16 protein-coding genes and 1 riboswitch are annotated in these 20,468 nt (G+C 37.4%); of the genes, 8 read left to right on the top strand and 8 right to left on the bottom strand.

Annotation, left to right across the window (positions count from 1 at the left end; all coding sequences use genetic code 11):
- Positions 1-192: 192 nt before the first annotated feature.
- Both uvsE (ACFPM4_RS15650) and uvsE (ACFPM4_RS15645) read right to left on the bottom strand, forming a co-directional pair.
- Positions 193-1,158 carry a UV DNA damage repair endonuclease UvsE gene (gene uvsE / locus ACFPM4_RS15650; RefSeq protein WP_382353714.1) on the bottom strand — a complete coding sequence of 322 codons (966 nt, stop codon included), beginning with the start codon at positions 1,156-1,158 and terminating at the stop codon, positions 193-195.
- A 16-nt stretch (positions 1,159-1,174) separates the two neighbouring features.
- On the bottom strand, positions 1,175-2,128 hold the full coding sequence (gene uvsE / locus ACFPM4_RS15645) for a UV DNA damage repair endonuclease UvsE (RefSeq protein WP_382353711.1): 954 nt from the start codon (positions 2,126-2,128) through the stop codon (positions 1,175-1,177).
- A 392-nt stretch (positions 2,129-2,520) separates the two neighbouring features.
- On the opposite strand from uvsE (ACFPM4_RS15645), the gene ACFPM4_RS15640 reads away from it, so the two are divergent.
- Both ACFPM4_RS15640 and ACFPM4_RS15635 read left to right on the top strand, forming a co-directional pair.
- Positions 2,521-3,576, top strand: a complete 1,056-nt coding sequence (locus tag ACFPM4_RS15640) for a hypothetical protein (protein WP_382353708.1) — start codon at positions 2,521-2,523, stop codon at positions 3,574-3,576.
- 215 nt (positions 3,577-3,791) lie between these two features.
- Complete coding sequence (locus ACFPM4_RS15635; protein ID WP_382353705.1) at positions 3,792-4,499, top strand: DNA alkylation repair protein; 708 nt, start codon at positions 3,792-3,794, stop codon at positions 4,497-4,499.
- 159 nt (positions 4,500-4,658) lie between these two features.
- On the opposite strand, the gene ACFPM4_RS15630 is transcribed toward ACFPM4_RS15635, so the two are convergent.
- The 6 genes from ACFPM4_RS15630 to ACFPM4_RS15605 all read right to left on the bottom strand — a co-directional run bounded on the left by ACFPM4_RS15630 (position 4,659) and on the right by ACFPM4_RS15605 (position 9,367).
- Positions 4,659-4,958: a HesB/YadR/YfhF family protein gene (locus ACFPM4_RS15630; RefSeq protein ID WP_382353702.1), complete on the bottom strand. Its 300-nt coding sequence runs from the start codon at positions 4,956-4,958 to the stop codon at positions 4,659-4,661.
- Between the two features lie 705 nt (positions 4,959-5,663).
- Positions 5,664-6,680, bottom strand: a complete 1,017-nt coding sequence (locus tag ACFPM4_RS15625; protein ID WP_382353699.1) for a ThiF family adenylyltransferase — start codon at positions 6,678-6,680, stop codon at positions 5,664-5,666.
- The gene (locus tag ACFPM4_RS15620) at positions 6,677-7,444 is read right to left on the bottom strand and encodes a thiazole synthase (protein WP_382353696.1); all 768 of its coding nucleotides are present in this window, start codon (positions 7,442-7,444) and stop codon (positions 6,677-6,679) included. The genes ACFPM4_RS15625 and ACFPM4_RS15620 overlap by 4 nt, the downstream gene beginning before the upstream one ends.
- Before the next feature lie 2 nt (positions 7,445-7,446).
- Positions 7,447-7,650 (bottom strand): sulfur carrier protein ThiS, encoded by a 204-nt coding sequence (thiS, locus tag ACFPM4_RS15615; protein ID WP_382353693.1) that lies wholly within the window; start codon positions 7,648-7,650, stop codon positions 7,447-7,449.
- Positions 7,651-7,662: 12 nt separating this feature from the next.
- Positions 7,663-8,775: a glycine oxidase ThiO gene (gene thiO, locus ACFPM4_RS15610; protein ID WP_382353690.1), complete on the bottom strand. Its 1,113-nt coding sequence runs from the start codon at positions 8,773-8,775 to the stop codon at positions 7,663-7,665.
- The gene (locus ACFPM4_RS15605) at positions 8,765-9,367 is read right to left on the bottom strand and encodes a thiamine phosphate synthase (protein WP_382353687.1); all 603 of its coding nucleotides are present in this window, start codon (positions 9,365-9,367) and stop codon (positions 8,765-8,767) included. The genes thiO and ACFPM4_RS15605 overlap by 11 nt, the downstream gene beginning before the upstream one ends.
- A 124-nt stretch (positions 9,368-9,491) precedes the next feature.
- Positions 9,492-9,602, bottom strand: a riboswitch (TPP riboswitch).
- A 201-nt stretch (positions 9,603-9,803) separates the two neighbouring features.
- On the opposite strand from ACFPM4_RS15605, the gene ACFPM4_RS15600 reads away from it, so the two are divergent.
- From ACFPM4_RS15600 to ACFPM4_RS15575, 6 genes are all read left to right on the top strand, one after another.
- A complete protein-coding gene (locus ACFPM4_RS15600; RefSeq protein WP_144923417.1) occupies positions 9,804-10,055 on the top strand; it encodes a metal-sensing transcriptional repressor in 252 nt (83 codons plus the stop codon).
- 13 nt (positions 10,056-10,068) lie between these two features.
- Positions 10,069-12,462, top strand: a complete 2,394-nt coding sequence (locus ACFPM4_RS15595; protein ID WP_382353684.1) for a heavy metal translocating P-type ATPase — start codon at positions 10,069-10,071, stop codon at positions 12,460-12,462.
- 35 nt (positions 12,463-12,497) lie between these two features.
- Positions 12,498-12,701 (top strand): copper chaperone CopZ, encoded by a 204-nt coding sequence (gene copZ / locus ACFPM4_RS15590; protein ID WP_382353681.1) that lies wholly within the window; start codon positions 12,498-12,500, stop codon positions 12,699-12,701.
- Between the two features lie 165 nt (positions 12,702-12,866).
- Positions 12,867-14,174, top strand: a complete 1,308-nt coding sequence (locus ACFPM4_RS15585; RefSeq protein WP_382353678.1) for a G5 domain-containing protein — start codon at positions 12,867-12,869, stop codon at positions 14,172-14,174.
- Between the two features lie 931 nt (positions 14,175-15,105).
- Positions 15,106-18,852, top strand: a complete 3,747-nt coding sequence (locus tag ACFPM4_RS15580) for an alpha-L-arabinofuranosidase C-terminal domain-containing protein (RefSeq protein ID WP_382353675.1) — start codon at positions 15,106-15,108, stop codon at positions 18,850-18,852.
- 170 nt (positions 18,853-19,022) lie between these two features.
- A complete protein-coding gene (locus ACFPM4_RS15575) occupies positions 19,023-20,465 on the top strand; it encodes an MFS transporter (RefSeq protein WP_382353672.1) in 1,443 nt (480 codons plus the stop codon).
- Positions 20,466-20,468: the final 3 nt, after the last annotated feature.

Genomic DNA, 20,468 nt, shown 5'->3' with positions numbered 1-20,468 from the left:
CGACCTGAATAGAGCCCTAAAAGATGAAGTTGCGTAAAGGAGGTCACTATTCTGGAGGAATAGTGACCGAAAAGAGTTAAAAGTAAAAATAAAGTCACTATTCGGTTGGAATAGTGACTTCAAAGCTGAAATTCTTGTTTGAAAGGCATTATTACGTGGGGTGAATCGTTATGAATTCACCTTTTTTTGTATTTACTTCAGTAAGAATGTAGAGCCGTCCAACATTTCAACATCATTTCTATTTTTTATGTCCTCCATTAGCTGGAATAGTGCTTCATCTTTCCTTTTGGCTTCAATCATACAGTCTATTTGTGGAATGGATCCTTTAATTTCTTTTAAAAATCTAAAAAACATATCACTGTCTACAAAGTCGGAGTGGTGGCGGAATGCTTTATCATTCTTCGGACTGGAGATATGCATTTTTATTGGGAGTGGGGAGGCCTTCCAAGTTTGTACGATTCGTTCCCAATGTTCTTGCCAATTTGGATTGGTGTGATGGGCAAGATGATGATGGTAATCGAAAACAAGGGGGATGCCCAATTTCTCGCATAAGTAAAGTGTATCTTCAACTGTAAAGGAAGTATCATCATTTTCGAGCATAATCATTTGTTGAATTTTACTAGGAACATGCATCCAATTTTCGATAAAACGTTCGAGTGAACTCTCGGTATCCTTGTAATTGCCTCCTACATGCATAACACAACGATGTGTATGATCAATTCCCATTTCTTTTAATAAAAGATAGTGTAGCTTCAACGTTGCTATCGAATTTTTCAATATGTCCTTTTCTTTAGAATTAATTAAGACGAAATGGTCTGGATGAAAGTCGATTCTTAAGTTGTGCTTTTTGGTAAAATCTCCAATTGCTCTTAGCGAATCCTTTAATGGTTTTATGTAATTCCAATCAAGCAGTTCTTCGTGATTGGCTAATGGGATAAGTCTGGATGTTAATCGATAAAAATGAATATTTGATTCTACATTATGTTTTAAAAGGCGCAACGTATTGTCTAAATTCGCAAGGGCAATTCTTTCTAACTTGCGAATTGCGGCATCACGATCCGGAATTTTTTCAAATTGACTAAATGTCATTGTTTTGGAAGGTGAGGCATTTTTTAGTTTCATACTCATTGCTACATATCCTAAACGGACTATCGTCATTTTATCCACCACCTATCTACCATTGTATAGATGAACTTGTTATACGTTTAACTCCTCTAATGGAGGAGATATCTTCAATCAGTTGGTGCATCGCGATATTCTTTTGTTTCGCTTCAATCATAATGTCAAAATCACTGTTTAATTCTTTCGCCATTTTTAAAAAAGGAAGGACAAAATCAAGTGAGACAAAATCAGCATGCGAACGATAAGCTTGCTCTGACTTAGGGGAGGAAATATGTACTTTCGGTATCATGTTAAATGTTTCCCACGTATTAAAAATCCGTTCTACATAATCTCGAAGATCTAGCTCACCTTTATTTGCCATATAGTGGTGATAATCTAAAATCATCGGAATGTTTTCCTGTTCGCATGTCTCTAGAGTTTCCCTTACATCATACGTTTTGTCATCATTCTCAAGCGTCATTTTTTGCTTAATATCAGTTGGTAAACTTTTTAGATTGTGATGAAATCGTTTGAGCGAATCTTGCTTATCACCATAGGCACCACCAATATGAATGTTGATTAATCCGGCATCGAGAACATCCATAGCTGCAAGCATATTGTAGTGATACTCCATGTCTTTTACAGCATTTATTGTTACTTCTTCACGAGGGCTAGTGAAGAGTGTAAATTGATTTGGATGAAAGCTCACTCTAAGATGATGCTTTTTTATCATTTGTCCTAGTTCCTGCCACTCTTTTTTGAAAGGGCTAATAAAATCCCACATTACCTCAGGATGAGTTGCTAACGGTACTAGTGAACTCGATAAGCGATATAGTTCGATTTCATGGGCGATATTATAATGCAATATTCTTTTTGTATGAAGCAAATTTTGTGCTGTCACCAATTTAAGCTTGTCCATACGCTCCTCTTTTGGAAGCGCGGAATAACGAGCAAATGTTAATGATTTCGATGGACTGGCATCCCATAATCCTAATGCATTTGCAACATAACCAAAACGAATCCTCATAATTTTCCCCTTAAACATTTAAAAATTTTTATACAAGCGTATCGGAGTTACTTACTCCTATTGTCACCTATTTTTTAGGGCTTAATCATTCATACTAGTAGTTAAAAAGTAATCAAAGGTGTTCTTTGGAAACGCGTATGAAATAAATACATAATCTTCACGCAGTTGTTTGATCTCAAGATAGGGGGGGTTTTTGATATTGGATTGTTTGGAGAAAGGTAATTTTCATAATAAGAGTTATCTATGTCTTAGCTATGGAACTTAGATCCATTTTTTATGTGACTTCGTTTATTCATAATCTATAGGAAATTCGAATTAACAAACAAATAGGTCAAATATCATGGTATAATATTTCGGGTATAGAAATATTTTGAACATCAGGGGGAAGCAGCGTGAAGAAAAATTTATTAATCATGTTTTTATTAGTGCCTATTTTCCTATTAGTAGCATGTGGGACAGGCACTTCTACACATGATGAGATCAAAGTTAGTGGAGAAAAAAAGAAAGAAGTAAATGAACATGATGTCGCGGTTAATATGGAACAGGATGCAATTGCGGTTATTCGTGAAAACTTGGATGCAGTCAATAAACGGGATGTAGATACATACTTAACTCATATATTGAATGCTCCAGATAATTTTAAAGAAGAACTGAGCACAACTTTTACTACTTATGATACTGTTGGTTTAAAAATGGGATTTGTTAGTGGAGAAGCAATTTATGCTAAAGACGATGAAATTGTTTTAAAAGTATTGCAAACTAATAGAACAGATGAATTTAACCCAAATCAAAATTTTCAAAGTGATGCAACAGCTCTCCATGTATTAAAATTAACAGAGGATGGCTGGAAATTCAGTAATACAATTACAATTAAGCAAAATTGGTTATTGGAAGATGGATCACTTGATGAAACAGGCGAAACTTTCCCGAATACAGATATTGTGGAAACATGGGATAACCATATTAAAGAAATGAAAGCTCAAGATATTCTTCCGAGTGAATATATTAAGAATTTAAATAATGAAGAAGAGCAAGTAGAAGAAGAATCAATGGAAGAATTATCAGACATTCAAGAACGTGATCTGCAACAACCAGGTGATTTGGTTGGAATCGCAAAATACCTAATTAATCACTATGCACAAGTGTACACAGTGGAAACGGAAGAGGAGTATAAACAAATTATTGCAGAGTCATTTACCAACTATGACGAAAACTATGCTAAATATCTAGATGCATTTAATGGAGAATATACTGCAGTGGAAACTGAAGTATCTCTTGATGAATCTTCCTTAATGGAATACAGTGATTTTAGATTTGGTGGAGTAATAGATGTGACTTTCTACTTAACTACACCAGATGGACAAACTGAAACAGTAACACATTTTGGTTATTTTGAGTTTGACCGACCAACTGTAGATGATAATTATAAAATTGTAAGTATTCAATAAGTATTAAAAAAGCGGGTATCCAATGTTAACTTTGGAACCCGTTTTTTAATATGATAATAAGGGACAAGGGGTCAGGAACATTGTCCCGCGCTGCTGGGACAGTGTTCCTGACCCCTTGTCCTTGGAGGGCATAGGAGAAGATGGTATTGGAAATTACATGCTAATCGTTTATTGTATAAATAGTTACATTCTAATGTGAGAGGATGAAGAACGTAATGACTTATGAAGAAATTATGATAAAACTAGAAGAATTAGGATCCGAGCAAACAAAGAAAATTTATCAAAACCATGGGGTAAAGGAACCATATTTTGGCGTGAAGATAGGAGACCTCAAAAAAATTGTTAGATTTGTAAAGAAGGATCATGAATTAGCTTTAAAATTATTTGAATCCGGTAATCATGATGCGATGTATTTGGCAGGACTTTCGGTCAATCCTAAGCTTATGCCAAAAGAGACATTACAAAATTGGGCAAAACAGGCTTATTGGTATATGATAGCGGAATATACAGTTGCTCAGGTGACTGCTGAAAGTGGTTTTGCTCTTGAATTGGCGAGAGAATGGATGGAATCGGAAGAAGAAATGATTGCTGTTTGTGGTTGGAGTACATACGCTAATTATTTGTCCATCACACCTGATGAGAATTTGGATGTCGAAGAGATTAGATCTTTATTGAATCAAGTACGAAATACGATTCATGAAGAAAGAAATCGAGTACGTTATGTCATGAACAGCTTTGTATTAGCTGTAGGTACTTATGTAGAAGAGTTAAACGAGGAAGCAAAGCAGGTGGCAGAAGCGATTGGTAAGGTGCATGTCGATGTTGGAAATACCGCATGTAAGGTACCGCTAGCAATTGATTATATTAAAAAAGTAGAAGCAAAAAATAGAGTAGGAATGAAGCGGAAAACTTGTATTTGTTGATTGGTTCATTCATTGAAGTCGAATGAAGCAAAAACAGGGATAAAAGGTTTTAACTCCATATATATAACAAAGCCAAACTATCTTGAAGATATTCTTCAGGCATAGTTTGGCTTTAAATTGGATCAATATTTTTTTTGATCCTGTTCAATTGAAAAAAGGTTATTCTGGTTTTACATAGTCGAATTTTAATTCATCTTCGTCTGGGTCGTAGTCAACTTTTAAATCGTGTCCGTCAAAAAACCATACATCCGTATCTTCTACATAGAATTCAATTCCTTCTACTTCTGTACGAACGGCAATATCAATTGGGTCATTGTCTTTCGTGAATGCAAGTGCATGTTTGTCTTGAACTGGACTTGAACCGTAAATTTGGCTATAGAATTTAACTTTATCGCCTTGTTGTAATTTCATCGATTCTTTAAACCAACTAATGGCATTATCACTGATTGTTATTTGCATTTTTTTCACTCCAAGATAGATAAAATTTGTAAGGTTATTTCTCCATCTTTCATCTCTACACTTTTATTCTATCGATAAATTTTTTTGTTATCAAGGAATTACCATGCATAAAAAGAGTACAGAAACTTATGAAAATGGTAATTAGTGTATTCGGAATAAAATAACCCTTTCCGGAAATGATATTACTTGCTTATGTTGTCAAAAAATGAGTGATGGAGGGAAGTCGTATGGTTAAAGACTCAAATGCACGAAAAGAAAAAAGAACGGACCCGAAGAAACCAAATGAACAACGCAAAGGAAAAGGAAGATCCAATACAAGAGGCGGAAGAAACTAATTAATACCAACAATGAGAAAATGTTGTTTTAATATGTAGGTTCGCTGTTCATTAGAAATTTTCAAACAGTCCAATTTGTGTATAAATTGGACTGTTAATTTTTGCATTTTGCAGTTTATGGAATAATAATAGAAATTGAAGTTAGCCATTGGTCCTAAAAATGAACCTGTATAAAAAAGAAATTAATAATCGTAAGCTCAATGTTGATTGTAGCGTAATACACGAGACTCCTGCGGGAATAAGGGTCAGGGTAAGACCCCACAGGCGCGATTAGCGCCGAGGAGGCTTACCGAACCGCCCGCGGAAAGCGAGTGTATGGAGCGGAAATCAACAGTCATAGAAAGCAATTAAGCTTCTAAGGCATTTCAATTTAATAATATTGTAAAAATCGATTATAGATAATACGAGCCGTTTTTGTGTCATTTGTTCCGTGAATAATAGCGCGACCATCTTTGAAAAAGACTATCCGCATGTCCTCAAACTCGCAGGAAAGTAAAAATGGATTAATAATCGGTTTTGCGACTTTATCCTTTAAATTATCGATAAAAGTAACAAGCTCATATTTATCATTTGTTGCAGGTCGAATTTGTACAGCGTTTCTACCACATAATATTTCAGATTTCATTTGATTCTTATATTGTAAATAGGGAAATGTAGCATGCTCCCCACATGTAGGACAATCATTGTTACGCAAGCGAGTGACATTTATAGATGAATTTTCATCTTTCCAAATATCAATCGAACGTAGAAGTGGCGTAACTGGTTCTCCCGTTAGTACTTTTAATGCTTGTGCTACTTGGGTTGCGGCAACAATTTGCACAATTGGGCTAATGACGCCAACTGTTTCACACGTCATAGTATCGACAGGTAAATGGTTTAACAAGCAATGTAAGCAAGGTGCGCCATTTCCAGGAATGACAGGATAAATCGTCCCGTAACTAGCAACACAGGAACCCATGATAAAGGGGATGCCATTTTTTACAGCTGCATCATTCACAATTAATCGAGTTTCAAAATTATCAGTTGCATCGACAATAACATCGTGGCCTTTTATCATTTCTTCGATATTTAAACCATGTACATCCTCAACAAGTGGAACAATCGTAATACCACTATTAATTTGCTCCAAGCGATTTTTTGCTGCCACTACTTTTGGAAGTCTCTTTTTTACATCTTCTTCACTATAGAGCTGCTGTCTCTGTAAATTACTCCATTCCACATAATCACGGTCGACAATCGTAATTTTACCGACTCCGGCTCTTGCTAGCATTTCTGCACTACTAGAGCCTAATGCACCAGCACCCATAATAAATACACTGCTGTTTAAAATTTTCGTTTGTTTATCTTTCCCTAAAAATAATGCTTGCCTTGAATAACGACTGTTCAAGATCCAACCAACCCTGTTAGTGGACTACTTGCCACTGCATAATCTTTTTCCTCAATTCGACCTGCTTCATATCCTAATCTTCCGGCTTCCAGTGCTAACTTGACAGCACGCGCCATTTTCACTGGATCTTGAGCCCCAGAAACAGCTGTATTAAGTAGAACTCCGTCTGCACCAAGTTCCATCGCATACGCAACATCCTTTGGTGAGCCAATCCCAGCATCGACAATAACTGGAACATTGGATTGTTCAATAATAAACTTTAAGTTTAATGGATTAATAATTCCTCTCCCCGAACCAATTGGGCTTGCACCTGGCATAATCGCATGAACACCAAGCTCTTCCAAGCGTTTTGCTAACACAACATCATCTGACGTATATGGTAAAACGATGAAACCTTCTTCCAGTAACATTTCAGATGCTTTTAATGTTTCAATCGGGTCAGGTAGGAGGGAGCGGTCGTCACCAATTACCTCAACTTTTATCATGTCACAGAGGCCTGAAGCCTTTGCGAGCTTAGCAATTCGTACTGCTTCTTCAGCTGTTTTAGCACCTGCAGTATTTGGCAGGAGAGTATATTTATTTAAGTCTAATTGTTCCAAGAAATTTGGCTGACTTTCTTCAAAAATATTCATTCTTCTAACAGCAAAAGTTAAAACCTCTGTTTCCGATACTTCAACAGCCTGTTTCTGAATTTCAAAAGACGGGTATTTTCCTGTTCCGAGTAAAAGTCTTGATTTAAATGTGTGATTTGCGATTTTTAACATGCTTATCCTCCTCCTACAAAATGAATAATTTCTATGACATCGCCCTTTGCAAGTCTAGTATTCTCGTACTCTTCTTTTTTTATGATATTTTGATTGATTTCCACAACAGCGATTCGATGTTGTAAATCATAATGAGCCAACAATTTATCTACTGAATTTACCTCTTCCGGTAGTTGAACTTGTTTTCCATTCAGTTGAAAATTCATCCGTCTCACCTCCTATACCTTCGTTAATTGTCTGCGATCAATCCGAAAGGCATCCAGCCATTCCTTATTTTCTTCTTTTTCAAGCATAAGATCACGTATCAATTCAGCAGTTGCAGGTGCTAGTAAAATCCCGTTTCGGAAATGACCACAGGCAATAAAAATGCCTTCATCTTCTGGATGTCTACCGATAAACGGTTGGCCATCAAATGTCGCTGGCCGTAATCCAGAAGTAAAACCATCAATCTTCCATTCTGAGCTAGAAGGAATCATCGCTTTTGCTGTGTTAATTAAATCTTCCATGCTTTGTAAGCTGATCGATTCGCTCCATTCATCCTCGATCATTGTTGCACCAATCACGAGTTTTCCGTTGTTTCTCGGTACGATATACGATTTCTCATAAAATAACGTGTGCTGTAAAATAGGCTGATTCGTTTGGACTACGATACTTTCTCCTTTTACAGGTGTTAGTTGTTCAGAGACGCCTATATCTTGTAAAAGGCCATTACTATAAACCCCTGTTGCAACAACAACCCGTTTTGCTTCGATAGTTCCTTTTGTTGTTTTTACAAAGTAACTGTCATTCAGCTTTTGGACACCATAAACGTGCGTGTTTTCAAAAATGGATGCACCGAACACTTGGGCACCTTTGGCGAATGCTTGACATGTTTGAGTTGGTATAACATTTACATCGTCTTTAATATAAGCTGCACCCACGATATGATCCGCAACCGCTGTTTCCAACTTTTTTACTTCATGGCCATCAAGCCATTGTACAGAAGGTTGCTGTAGCAAATAATGTAGTTTTTGCTTTTCGCTTTCGTCAAAGGCGAGTTTTAATATTCCACCTTCTCGATAGCCAATATCAATCTGACTTATTTCATAGAGTTCATCTTTCAACTCTCTGTATGCTTGTTGACTAGACCTGGCGAAAGGGAAGAAGATAGATGCATCATCTTCACATTCAGAATGAGCTCCAAGCATACCAGCAGCAGCTTTCGTCGTTTTATCACCAATCGCTCCTCCATCCAATAAGGCAACATCCATCTGTGCTTTAGCTAAGTAATAGGCAATGGAGGATCCAATGATTCCGCCGCCGATGATAACTACTTCATAATTACTTCTCATGTTGCATCGCCTCACGTAATTTTTTTGCTGACTCCAAAGGATTTTTCGTTGCAAATATAGAAGACATAACTGCAATCCCATCTGCACCTACGTCTTTAACGATTGGAATTGTTTCTATATTGATTCCGCCAATTGCATATACAGGAATTGTCAATTCTTCTTTCATTTTTAAAATTGGATTAATACCATTGGGGGGTACCCCTTTTTTGCTATTTGTCTCAAAACAATGACCATAAAGCACATAATCAGCACCGTTTACTTCCGCTTCTCTTGCAGATTGTAAGGAATGTACACTACAACCAACTTGTATTTGTGGATAATGTTGCTTCACAAGCTGTACCGGTAAGCCATGTTCAGGTAAGTGAACAGTAGGGATGCCGAGACAAAGAGCAACATCTAAACGATCATTGATGATGATTTCTTCCTTATGTACGCCACTCGTTAGCAAGTAATTGATTAAGGTGACGTGTTCCTGAGCAGTTTTGGATTTCTCCCGTATTTGGACATAATCAATCACATCTTTTACCGCTATTATTTTTTCTGCAATGTCTTTTACAGCGTGATGATTATCAGTCACTGCCATTAGCTTCATCAGATTCCTCCTTTTAGTCTGTATAGCTGTAGCCTAAAAAGGAATGGATAAGTAAGAGGCAAATAAAAAAACCACTCTCCGAATAGGAAAGTGGTTGGGAATTGTTAGAGAAACGTAAAAAAACAATTTGCCTTTACCACATCCCTACGCAGGTACAAGCCTGTTCAGGTAATGAGGGTATCAAAGTAAACTACTTTTCTCTCAGCCATTATCAATGGTTCCCCTAGTGTGAAAACAAAATTTATAAAATATTTAATTTTCATAACTAAGGTACCATAATTTTCATGCTTTGCAAAGCTTTTAAAAGTAGGAACCTTTTTAGTTGACAATTAATACTATAGGGGGGTATAGTAAAAGTATCAAAGCTAAGGATGTGGTCCATTTGGAGAAAAAATTCTTACATGATCACCCAAGTCATCCAAGAACGAAAGACGAGATGCAGAAAATTGTTAATCGCTTAAAAAGAATAGAAGGGCAAGTTAGAGGTATACAAAAAATGGTGGAAGAAGACCGTTATTGTGTCGATATACTCGTGCAAATCAGTGCCATTCAGTCGGCATTAAAGCAAGTTGGTTTCTCGATTACAGAACGTCATATTAACCATTGTGTAAGTGATGCGATTAAGCAAGGGGAAGGGCAAGAAACAATTGCCGAGTTAATGAGTGTTCTAAAGCAATTTTCAAAGTAAGGGGGGTATTCAAATGAATGAAGCAAAGCATGCAGAACATGCAACACTAGGTGTTACTGGCATGACGTGTGCTGCTTGTTCCAGCCGTGTGGAGAAAGTATTAAATAAAATGGATGGGGTCGAAGCGCAGGTCAATTTATCGACGGAAAAAGCAACCGTTCATTATGATCCAGAAAAAACATCTATTGAAGATATAACAAAGAAAATTGAACATATCGGTTATGGCGTACTTACGGAAAAGGCAGAGCTCGATGTGTTTGGCATGACATGTGCAGCTTGTTCGACCAGAATTGAAAAAGTGTTAAATAAACAAGCAGGTGTAAAACTGGCGACTGTAAACTTATCCACTGAAAGTGCAGCGATTGAATATAACCCAGGTTTACTGGATGTAAACGGGCTTATTGAGAAAATCCAACATCTTGGTTATGATGCGAAACCGAAAGTGGAAGCGAAAGAAAAACAATCTTACAAAGAAAAAGAACTGAAATACAAGAAGACACAGTTACTTATCTCGGTCATTTTATCGGTACCATTATTATTAACGATGTTGGATCATTTATTGGGCATCGATTTACCACATGCACTGATGAATCCGTGGTTCCAATTCGCGTTAGCAACGCCAGTACAATTCATTATTGGATGGCAATTTTACGTTGGTGCTTATAAAAATCTGCGCAATGGTGGCGCCAATATGGATGTGTTAATTGCATTAGGTACTAGTGCAGCCTACTTCTATAGTTTATATGAAGCAATCAAAACCATTGGGAATCCTGGCTATATGCCACATTTATATTTTGAAACAAGTGCAGTGTTAATTACATTAATTTTATTTGGGAAGTATTTAGAAGCGCGTGCGAAAAGTCAAACGACGAATGCGATTTCTGAGCTACTAAATTTGCAAGCAAAAGAAGCACGTGTCATACGTGATGGCCAAGAAATGATGATTCCTGCAGAAGAGGTCATCGTAGGTGATCATTTAATTGTAAAACCTGGTGAAAAAATACCGGTAGACGGTATTGTAGTGAAAGGCAGAACTTCTGTTGATGAATCGATGCTAACAGGAGAATCAATCCCAATTGAAAAAGATGCAGGTGCTAAACTAATCGGATCTACGATTAACAAAAACGGTTTGATTGAAATGGAAGCTACGAAAGTAGGGAAAGATACAGCCCTAGCCTCGATTATAAAGGTAGTAGAAGAAGCGCAAGGCTCGAAAGCACCTATCCAGCGTTTAGCAGATGTGATTTCCGGATATTTTGTGCCGATTGTCATTGGGATTGCGATTGTCACCTTTACTGTATGGATAGCTTTTGTTCAACCTGGTCAAATCGAACCAGCTTTAGTAGCAGCAATTGCGGTTCTTGTCATCGCCTGTCCATGTGCTTTAGGACTAGCAACCCCGACATCCATCATGGTTGGTACAGGGAGAGCGGCAGAAACAGGGATTTTATTTAAAGGCGGAGAGCATTTAGAACGGACACACCAGTTACAAACAATTGTATTGGATAAAACAGGAACCATTACGAAAGGGAAACCTGAGGTTACTGATTTTACTGGAGATTTCCACACATTACAATTATTAGCTAGTGCAGAAAATGGTTCGGAGCATCCACTGGCAGAGGCGATTGTAGCCTATGCGACAGAAAAAGATATTGCCTTATTACATGTCGATGATTTTAATGCCATACCTGGGCACGGTATTGAAGCGAAGATTTCTGGGAAACACATACTTGTAGGAAATCGCAAATTGATGAAAGATCATGGAATCGATACAGCTGGACATGAGCAAAAATTAATGGATTATGAAACTGCAGGTAAAACGGCGATGATGATCGCGGTCGATGGTCAATTTCGCGGCATTGTAGCAGTAGCTGACACAATTAAAGAATCTGCGCCTGAAGCAATTAAGCAATTACAAGATATGGGCATAGAAGTCGTAATGTTAACGGGAGATAACGAAAGAACAGCCGCAGCGATTGCGAAACAAGTCGGTATTGAGCACGTGATTGCACAAGTTTTACCGGAAGAAAAAGCGGATAAAGTAAAAGAGTTACAAGCGCAAGGGAAGAAAGTTGCAATGGTAGGAGATGGTGTTAATGACGCACCAGCACTTGTGACAGCCGATATTGGAATTGCAATTGGTACTGGAACAGAAGTAGCGATTGAAGCAGCTGATGTAACCATTCTTGGTGGTGAATTGCTATTAATTCCAAAAGCAATTAAGATTAGCCATGCGACAATTCGCAACATCCGCCAAAACTTATTTTGGGCATTCGGATATAATACGGCTGGAATACCAATTGCTGCAATAGGTTTGCTCGCACCTTGGGTCGCTGGTGCAGCGATGGCATTGAGTTCCGTAAGTGTTGTTACAAACGCACTACGATTAAAAAGAGTCAAATTATAAAAATAATCGGTCCCATTTAAAGGAGGTGAAAAACGATGGAAACAACATTAAACGTACAAGGTATGACTTGCGGACACTGCAAAGCATCTGTCGAAGGTGCACTGAAAAAACTAGATGGTGTCACAGCAGCAGAAGTAGATCTAGCAGCTGGAAACGTAGCAGTTACTTATGATGAAGCAATAGTAACAGTAGACGCTATGAAAGAAGCAATCGAAGATCAAGGTTACGACGTAGCTTAAATTATTTGGGTTAGCCCATATATACTTATAATAAGTCGGGTCAGCGCTTACGCATTTTGGAACAATCTAAATTGTGTGAGGGCTGGCTCTTTTTGTGATAATATTACTATTGTTGTTGCGGTTAAGTAGTACTAGTGTCCTATTTAGAAAGGTGTTAGGTAAGTTTTGAATAGGAAAATAATCATATTAGCAAGTGTGGCAATTGCCATCATAGTAATTATCTTTACATCTATTTTCGTTCGCGGAAAAGTCGAAGAAGAAAATATTGCGAACCAAGAGAATAGTATGAGTGAACAGAATCAGCCTGAAAAGCAAAAAAACGTAAATGCAATATTGGAAGAAGAGGAGCAAGTTGAAGAGGGGCATGCAGAGGAAGCTGGATCAGTAGATCAATCTCATAAGGATGATACAACTAATCCTAGTGATAAAGAACAACAAGAAGAAACAAGCAAAAATGAAATAGCGAACACTAGTGAAAAAAATACGAAAAAAACAACAACCGAAGCTTCTAAAAATGTGAACAAGCAGACCGATAATTCAACAGTTAACTCAAAAACTACTTCCAAATCAACCAGTAATTCAAAAACAACCACTACTAAAACATCAACAAGTACAAAGTCAATTCCTTTTAAAACAATAGAACAAAATGATAGTTCATTAGAAAAAGGAAAGAAAAAAGTTACTCAAGAAGGTAAAAATGGAGTAAGAACGATTACATACGAAGAAACATATGTCGATGGAAAGCTTACGAGTAAAAAGGAACTGTCTTCGAAGGTAACTACAAAACCGGTTGAAAAAATTGTAAAAGTCGGTACGAAAGAGCCAGCAAATGTTTGGTACGACTTTACATTAGAAGTGATTAAATTTAAAGTAATCGAACAAAAGGATCCTACTCTAGAAAAAGGGAAATGGAAGGTTGTCCAAGAAGGGCGTATTGGCGAGCAGAAAACAACATTTAAAAATACAGAAGTGGAAGGCGAATTACTACCAAGGGTAGAGGTAGTTTCAAAAGATGTAATTGTTCAACAACCGATTAATAAAATTGTTAAGGTCGGAACGAAAAATGTTCCTGCATCCACTGTATTTCAATCAGCAGATAAAGCGAATCAAATGTTAACTTCTTCCGGTTTGTTCAAGAAATACGGTGATAATGTGTATAACTTTTATTTCACAGGGTGGACTGATCTTGAATTTCAAGTTGAAGTCGGTAAGGATCACGTGAAAAGAATCTACTTTGATGGATTAACGTATAATTCTTGGAAATATGCTACAAAAGAAGAACTAATTGAAGTACTTGGACCTAAGGAGGCAGAAGAATCCTGGGCGTTCTACAAAAGAGAATCGAAAAGACTGGAATCCGCAATCCGCACTGCAGCAAATGCCGTCTACGGAAGTGGCACACCAGAAGCAAACTCATTATATAAAGAAATAATGAACGAAGGAACAAATCGATATTTCATCAGAGATTTTTAATGCGTATGGAGTAGTCTAGTTAAGATAGACTACTCTTTTTTATTTCATATCTAAGTTGAAACGGATAATTGGATTGTCATCATGACAGTTATGTAATGAATATTGAGTTGGAATGGTTGAGAGAGGCATTCTCACGACGGATTCACTGGGAAGAGTGAGTTGAAATGGTTGAGAGAGGCAACCTCATGACGGATTCACTGGGAAGAGTGAGCTGAACTGGTTAAGATAGGGCACTTCATGACGTTTTTGAGATAAAGATTGAGTTGGAATGGTGCAGAGGACTGTTCTCACGACGGTTTTGTAATGAATGTTAAGTTGAACTGGTCGAGAGGAGAGTTCTCAAGACGGATTTTAAATAAAGGTTGAGTTGAAATGGTTGAGAGGAATGTCCTCATGACGGTTTTGTAATGAAGGTTGAGTTGGAATGGTTGAGAGAGGCAACCTCATGACGGTTTTGTAATGAAGGTTGAATTGAAATGGTTGAGAGGAGGGTCCTCACGACAGATCCTCAATAAGATTTGAATTAAAATGGTTTTGATGAGAGTTCTCGCGACAGATTCTCAATAAGATTTGAATTAAAATGGTTTTGATGAGAGTTCTCGCGACAGATTCTCTATAAACTTTGAGTAAAGATGGTTGAGAGAAACATTGTCACGACAGTTTTACAATAAATAATAACTAGAAATGGTCATGAGGCAGTGTCTCAAGTCAATTTTAATACTAAGCGATAAGCAAAAATGTCTTGATACAAGTGTCACAGTAAAAATGTCCTTTCCATCTTAATTGTACGTACAATATCAAAGGAGGAATTCCACTTTTGTAGAATTTTCACGAAATTTGATAGCAAATTCGCTAGTTTGTAAGTATAATAGTTATAAGTACATGTTTTGATAATTTTATAATTAATACGTACAAGTAAAGGAGAGCCTTCATGAATAACAACATTTCGTTCAAGGATCGTCTTATTGCTCATTATCATTTTGATAATCCAGATAACATTGGTCAAGATAGTTCTGGCAATCACCATGATGCGACAGTGGAGGGAATTACAAAACCAACGATAGAAACAGTTGGTGGCAGATCTGCTGTTTCTCTTGCAGGTGGCAAAAACGGAACATCCTATATAAAATTACCTTCTGGCTTGTTAAGGGATATTAATGACCAAACGGGTATTTCTGTTTCTACATGGGTTTATTTGAAGAAAGGCAGAAATGTGTGGGAGCGTATTTTTGATTTTGGTAAAAATGCTGGTGGGTCAAATTTATTTTTAACACGTAATTTGCGAGGAGTTGCCCATTTGCAGTCTGATCTTGTGGCAGATGCGGGAAGAACATACTCTTCAGGTGAATGGTTACATATTGCTATTTCTGTTCGTGGCACAGAAGGTGGAACATTAAGTAGTGCTGGGCCAGTTATTTATGTGAATGGTGAAGTAGTGGCAGATGGTTCTATTAGTCAAACATCTAGCGGAAATTACAAAAGGCTTCGAAGCTGGTTTGAAACTTTCGCGGAAGAAGATAATTATAATAATAATTATATCGGTAGATCACAACATGTAGTAGATCCGGACTTTGCTGGCTCATTATCTGATTTCCGAATTTACAAGGCGGGATTAACACAAGATGAAGTAATTGAATTAATGTGTGAATCTCTAACAGATGCAGAAATTGTTCAACTTGCAAAAGATAAATATTTGGCGTTTCCAATAACAGTTGTATCGAAAGACGTTACATTGCCTACTTCTCTGATGGGTGGAAAAGTAACCGTTTCCTGGAAATCAAGTGACATGACGGCTTTATCCGCTGATGGAAAAGTAGGACAACTAAATGAACCAAAAGGTGTCACATTAACAGCAGTGCTGAGCAGAGCTGGACACCAAGAGGAGAAGGAATTTACGATAACAGTTCTACCTGCAGGAGTTCCGTCACATGTATTATCCATTGATGGAAATGATGAAGTTTTAGATATAAGTAATAATTTATATGGACTATTTTATGAAGATATAAATAACGCTGCAGATGGCGGTATTTACGCTGAACTAGTACAAAATCGTTCATTTGAATCATTCGTATTTGACACATATAACCATACATCAGGTGTTTGTGGTTGTTCAACAGGTAGAAATCGTGAACCTCTCCATGCGTGGTTTGGTGATGTGGATAAAGTTACGGTACAAAATAGTGGTGGATTGAATGAATTCTTTGGAATTACAGATCCTGATGTGAACTCGCATTATATTACTGTTTCAGATGGTAGTACATTAATTAATAAAGGATTCACTGATTCCAACCATCATTGTGCGATGGCAATTAAAGCTGAAGACCAATATGATTTTACGATTTGGGCAAAAGCAGAAACAGCAGCTAGCATCACATTGCAATTGCAAAATCAACAAGGTTTGGCAATTAGTGATACCGTTACCGTAGAAGTCGAAGGCGGTAACACATGGAAAAAGTATGGGGTAGAGAATAAAATTGTTCTAACAGGAACACATACTGAACTAGGACAACTTGCATTAACATTCCATGCTGAAATCTCTATCGATATGGTTTCCTTAATACCACAAGATGTTTGGGGTGCTAAAGAAGAGGAACGATCCGCTACGGCACATGCAAACTACACAGGTAACCCGAATTATCGTTTGCGTAAGGATTTAGTAAATGCATTAGTAGATTTACATCCGACTTTCTTGCGTTTCCCTGGTGGTTGTATTTCTGAGGGATCATACATTTGGGAGAACGTATACGAATGGAAGGATTCTGTTGGTGCCATCGAATTGCGTAAAGAAAACTTTAACGTATGGGGTTATATGATGACAATGGGGCTTGGCTATATGGAGTACTTCCAATTAGCGGAAGATTTAAATGCTATTCCACTTCCTGTTATGGCGTGTGGAGTTCTCTGTCAAGCACGTTCCAATTATGTTCATCCAGCAGGTGGCGAGCTCCGCGATTACTATGTGAAGAGCTTTACGGATTTAATTGATTTCGCGATTAGTACGGATTTTGACAACAATGAATGGGCAACTTTACGTAAGCAAATGGGACATGAGGCACCATTTGAACTTCCTTACTTAGGGATTGGTAATGAAAACTGGGGCACTGAGTTTTTCGCGAACTTTGAATATTTTAAAGAGAAGATTGAGGACTACATGGAAAAGAATTATCCGAACCATCATTTACAAATTATCTCGACTGTCGGTGCACAAGCGGATGATGATGCATACCAAGAAGGTTGGAAATTCTTAAGTGGAAATCTGCAAGGATCGGAAACAATCAAATTTACAGATGGAAAATCGGAAATCGAAGAAACAGTTAATTGGTATGAAAAGCAACCGAACTATATGGATACGATTGCGGATGAACACTACTATCGCTCCAACGAGTATTTATTAAATAATGTGGACAGATATAACTATTATTATCGTGCTTACAATGAAGATGGCAGCTTGAATGAAAGAGAAACATCCAAGGTGTTTGTAGGCGAGTTTGCATCCACAGACAAAAACACGTTAGCAGGAGCAATTGCAGAAGCGGCAATTATGACTGGATTTGAGAAAAATTCTGACGTTGTTAGATTGGCTGCATATGCACCATTATTCAATAAAGTGTTAACAGATGGAACATACCGTTGGACACCAGACTTAATTTGGTTCGATGATGAAACGGTATGGTTTACACCGAATTATTATGTACAACAACTATTTGGAAAATATCTTGGAACAAAATTAGTAGGGACTTCCTTCTCTTCTTATAAAAAAGGGAAGCTAACAGAACTAACTCCTCGTGGTGGAATCGAAATTGCTGCAGGGAATGCAGAAGTCCATGTAAAATACGTGAAAGTAATCGATAATAAAACAGAAGGAATTTTACTGGAACAAGATTTTACGAAGGAATTAAACCAAGCATGGGAGGTTATCCCAGGTTCAGCTGGATACACGTTAGATCCAGAAAAAGGTCTCGTGTTACAGGCGCAAAATGGTGGTCTTAACGGTTTGTATATTATGAATGATAGCTGGTCGGATTACAAAGTAGAAGTAATTGCTTCAAAAGTTTATGGAAATGATGGTTTCTATGTTGGTGTAGGATTAACGGATATATCTCCAGAGAAAAAAGATGTACATGAATATGCGGTTGGATATAACGGGAATGCAACAGGTGTAAAAGTATACAAGCAAGGTGTTCAAGGCTATATGCTTGGTGACTATTCTTCCAGTACTGCAGCTGGCAACCTACGTGCAAGTTGCTATGAGGAGTTGGAAAATCATAAAGATTATACGATTACCGTTAATTATGGAGCAGGAACAGGGGATCGCTTAATTTGCTCCTATACAGATGGTACTTTTACAAGTAAAGTATTGGATTACAAGTTAGAAGCGTATAACGATGATATTTTTAGCTCTGTTACAAAAGATGATAAGCATGTGTACATTAAATTAGTCAATGCGGATCCATTTGAAAAAACAACGAAGATCCTACTAAATAATGTTCAAGTTGACTCGGTTGCAAAAATGACGACGGTGACTGGAGATGAATCATTACTTCATACACCAAATGTGAATAAAAAGAATGCGGAACTAATTGTTCCAACTGAATTAGAAATCACAGTAAACGATGATAGTGCAATTGTTACACTAGCAGCCAATTCCGTAAATGTGATTGTGTTAGGTAAGAAATAAAGAGTGAGGACATGTTTGTGAAAGCAGACATGTCTTTTTTTGCCTGTAAACGTGTATCTTCCAATTATTGTTGGTTTCATATCGGACTAATATCCTCTAGTTGGCAAATATTAAAATTGAATCATGTTCATGTGATTCACTTGATGTTTATTAATTTTGGAGGTGCAATAATGGAATCTACCACCTATAGAGGCACCAATAAATTGATTATCGGGATTGTTTTTGGGGTAATCACCTTTTGGCTTTTTGCTCAGGCAATGGTGAATGTTGTTCCAGCTGTACAAGAGGACTTAGGGATATCAGTGGGTACGATAAATATTGCCATTAGTTTAACTGCTTTATTTTCAGGGATGTTTATTGTTGCTGCTGGTGGACTTGCAGATAAAATTGGTCGGAAGAAAGTAACATATTTTGGATTAATATTAAGTATCGTTGGATCCCTTTGTCTCGTTTTTGCGCAAGGGTCAATGTTACTTATTATTGGTCGCGTAATCCAAGGTATATCAGCAGCGTGTATTATGCCAGCAACTATTGCTTTGATGAAGGAGTATTTTGAAGGAAAAGAAAGACAACGAGCTTTAAGTTATTGGTCGATTGGATCGTGGGGAGGATCAGGAGTTGCGTCATTTGCAGGAGGTGCGATTGCGACTTATTTAGGGTGGAAGTGGATTTTTATTTTCTCGATTATCTTTACGTTACTGGGAATGTGGTTGATAAAAGACACACCGGAAAGTAAAGCGGAATCTACAGGGAAATTTAAATTCGACTATACTGGTTTAGGTATTTTCGTTGTAACGATGTTAGCGTTAAATGTGTTGATTACATTTGGATCTGATTTTGGTTGGACGAGTATATTAACAATTGGTCTTGCAGTAGCAACCGTTATCGGTATCATCGTGTTTGTGAAGGTAGAAAAAAGTAAAGAAATTGTTCTCATTGACTTTTCTTTATTTAAGAATAAGCCGTATTCTGGGGCTACTTTTTCAAACTTCTTGTTAAATGCGATTGCAGGTACGTTAGTTGTTGCAAATACGTATGTTCAGGTAGACAGAGGGTTTAGTTCCTTCCAATCAGGTATGTTATCATTAGGGTATTTAGTTGCTGTACTAGCAATGATTCGTGTCGGAGAGAAAATTTTACAAAGAGCAGGCGCGAAATCACCGATGATTTGGGGAGCGCTTATCACAACTGTTGGTGTTGCGATGATGGGTTTAACATTCTTGCAAGGAATGATCTATACAGTTGTTGTATTTGTTGGATTTGCTTTATTTGGGTTAGGGTTAGGAATTTATGCCACACCTTCGACAGATACGTCTGTCTCGAATGCACCTTCTAATAAAGTAGGAGAGGCAGCTGGTATATATAAAATGGCAAGTTCCTTAGGTGGAGCATTTGGAGTTGCAATTTCAGCAACTGTTTATAGTACGATTGCAGCAGTGAGTAGCTTGAATACAGCAGCTACTTGGGGGATTATTGTCAATGTCATTTTCGGAGTTCTCTCGATTATTTCGATTGTCTTTATGGTTCCGAATAATGCGGGCAAGGAAAAAACAGTAGCTCAAAAGGCGAAAGCTCTAAATACAAAACGTAAAGAACCTGAACCGATTCATTAAATT

The organism is Lederbergia graminis, from assembly GCF_042655485.1.
Classification (GTDB): Bacteria; Bacillota; Bacilli; order Bacillales; family Bacillaceae_C; genus Lederbergia; species Lederbergia graminis.
The sequence above is the reverse complement of the archived record's forward strand: the minus strand, read 5'-3'. Positions and strand labels throughout refer to the sequence as shown.

Coding starts and splice junctions, on each gene's coding strand:
- thiO (WP_382353690.1), bottom strand. CDS start 8,775: ATGAGAAGTAATTATGAAGTAGTTATCATCGGCGGCGGAATCATTGGA.
- ACFPM4_RS15605 (WP_382353687.1), bottom strand. CDS start 9,367: ATGAAGCTAATGGCAGTGACTGATAATCATCACGCTGTAAAAGACATT.
- copZ (WP_382353681.1), top strand. CDS start 12,498: ATGGAAACAACATTAAACGTACAAGGTATGACTTGCGGACACTGCAAA.
- uvsE (WP_382353711.1), bottom strand. CDS start 2,128: ATGAGGATTCGTTTTGGTTATGTTGCAAATGCATTAGGATTATGGGAT.
- ACFPM4_RS15635 (WP_382353705.1), top strand. CDS start 3,792: ATGACTTATGAAGAAATTATGATAAAACTAGAAGAATTAGGATCCGAG.
- ACFPM4_RS15595 (WP_382353684.1), top strand. CDS start 10,069: ATGAATGAAGCAAAGCATGCAGAACATGCAACACTAGGTGTTACTGGC.
- thiS (WP_382353693.1), bottom strand. CDS start 7,650: ATGAATTTTCAACTGAATGGAAAACAAGTTCAACTACCGGAAGAGGTA.
- uvsE (WP_382353714.1), bottom strand. CDS start 1,158: ATGACGATAGTCCGTTTAGGATATGTAGCAATGAGTATGAAACTAAAA.
- ACFPM4_RS15580 (WP_382353675.1), top strand. CDS start 15,106: ATGAATAACAACATTTCGTTCAAGGATCGTCTTATTGCTCATTATCAT.
- ACFPM4_RS15630 (WP_382353702.1), bottom strand. CDS start 4,958: ATGCAAATAACAATCAGTGATAATGCCATTAGTTGGTTTAAAGAATCG.
- ACFPM4_RS15575 (WP_382353672.1), top strand. CDS start 19,023: ATGGAATCTACCACCTATAGAGGCACCAATAAATTGATTATCGGGATT.
- ACFPM4_RS15600 (WP_144923417.1), top strand. CDS start 9,804: ATGCAGAAAATTGTTAATCGCTTAAAAAGAATAGAAGGGCAAGTTAGA.
- ACFPM4_RS15620 (WP_382353696.1), bottom strand. CDS start 7,444: ATGTTAAAAATCGCAAATCACACATTTAAATCAAGACTTTTACTCGGA.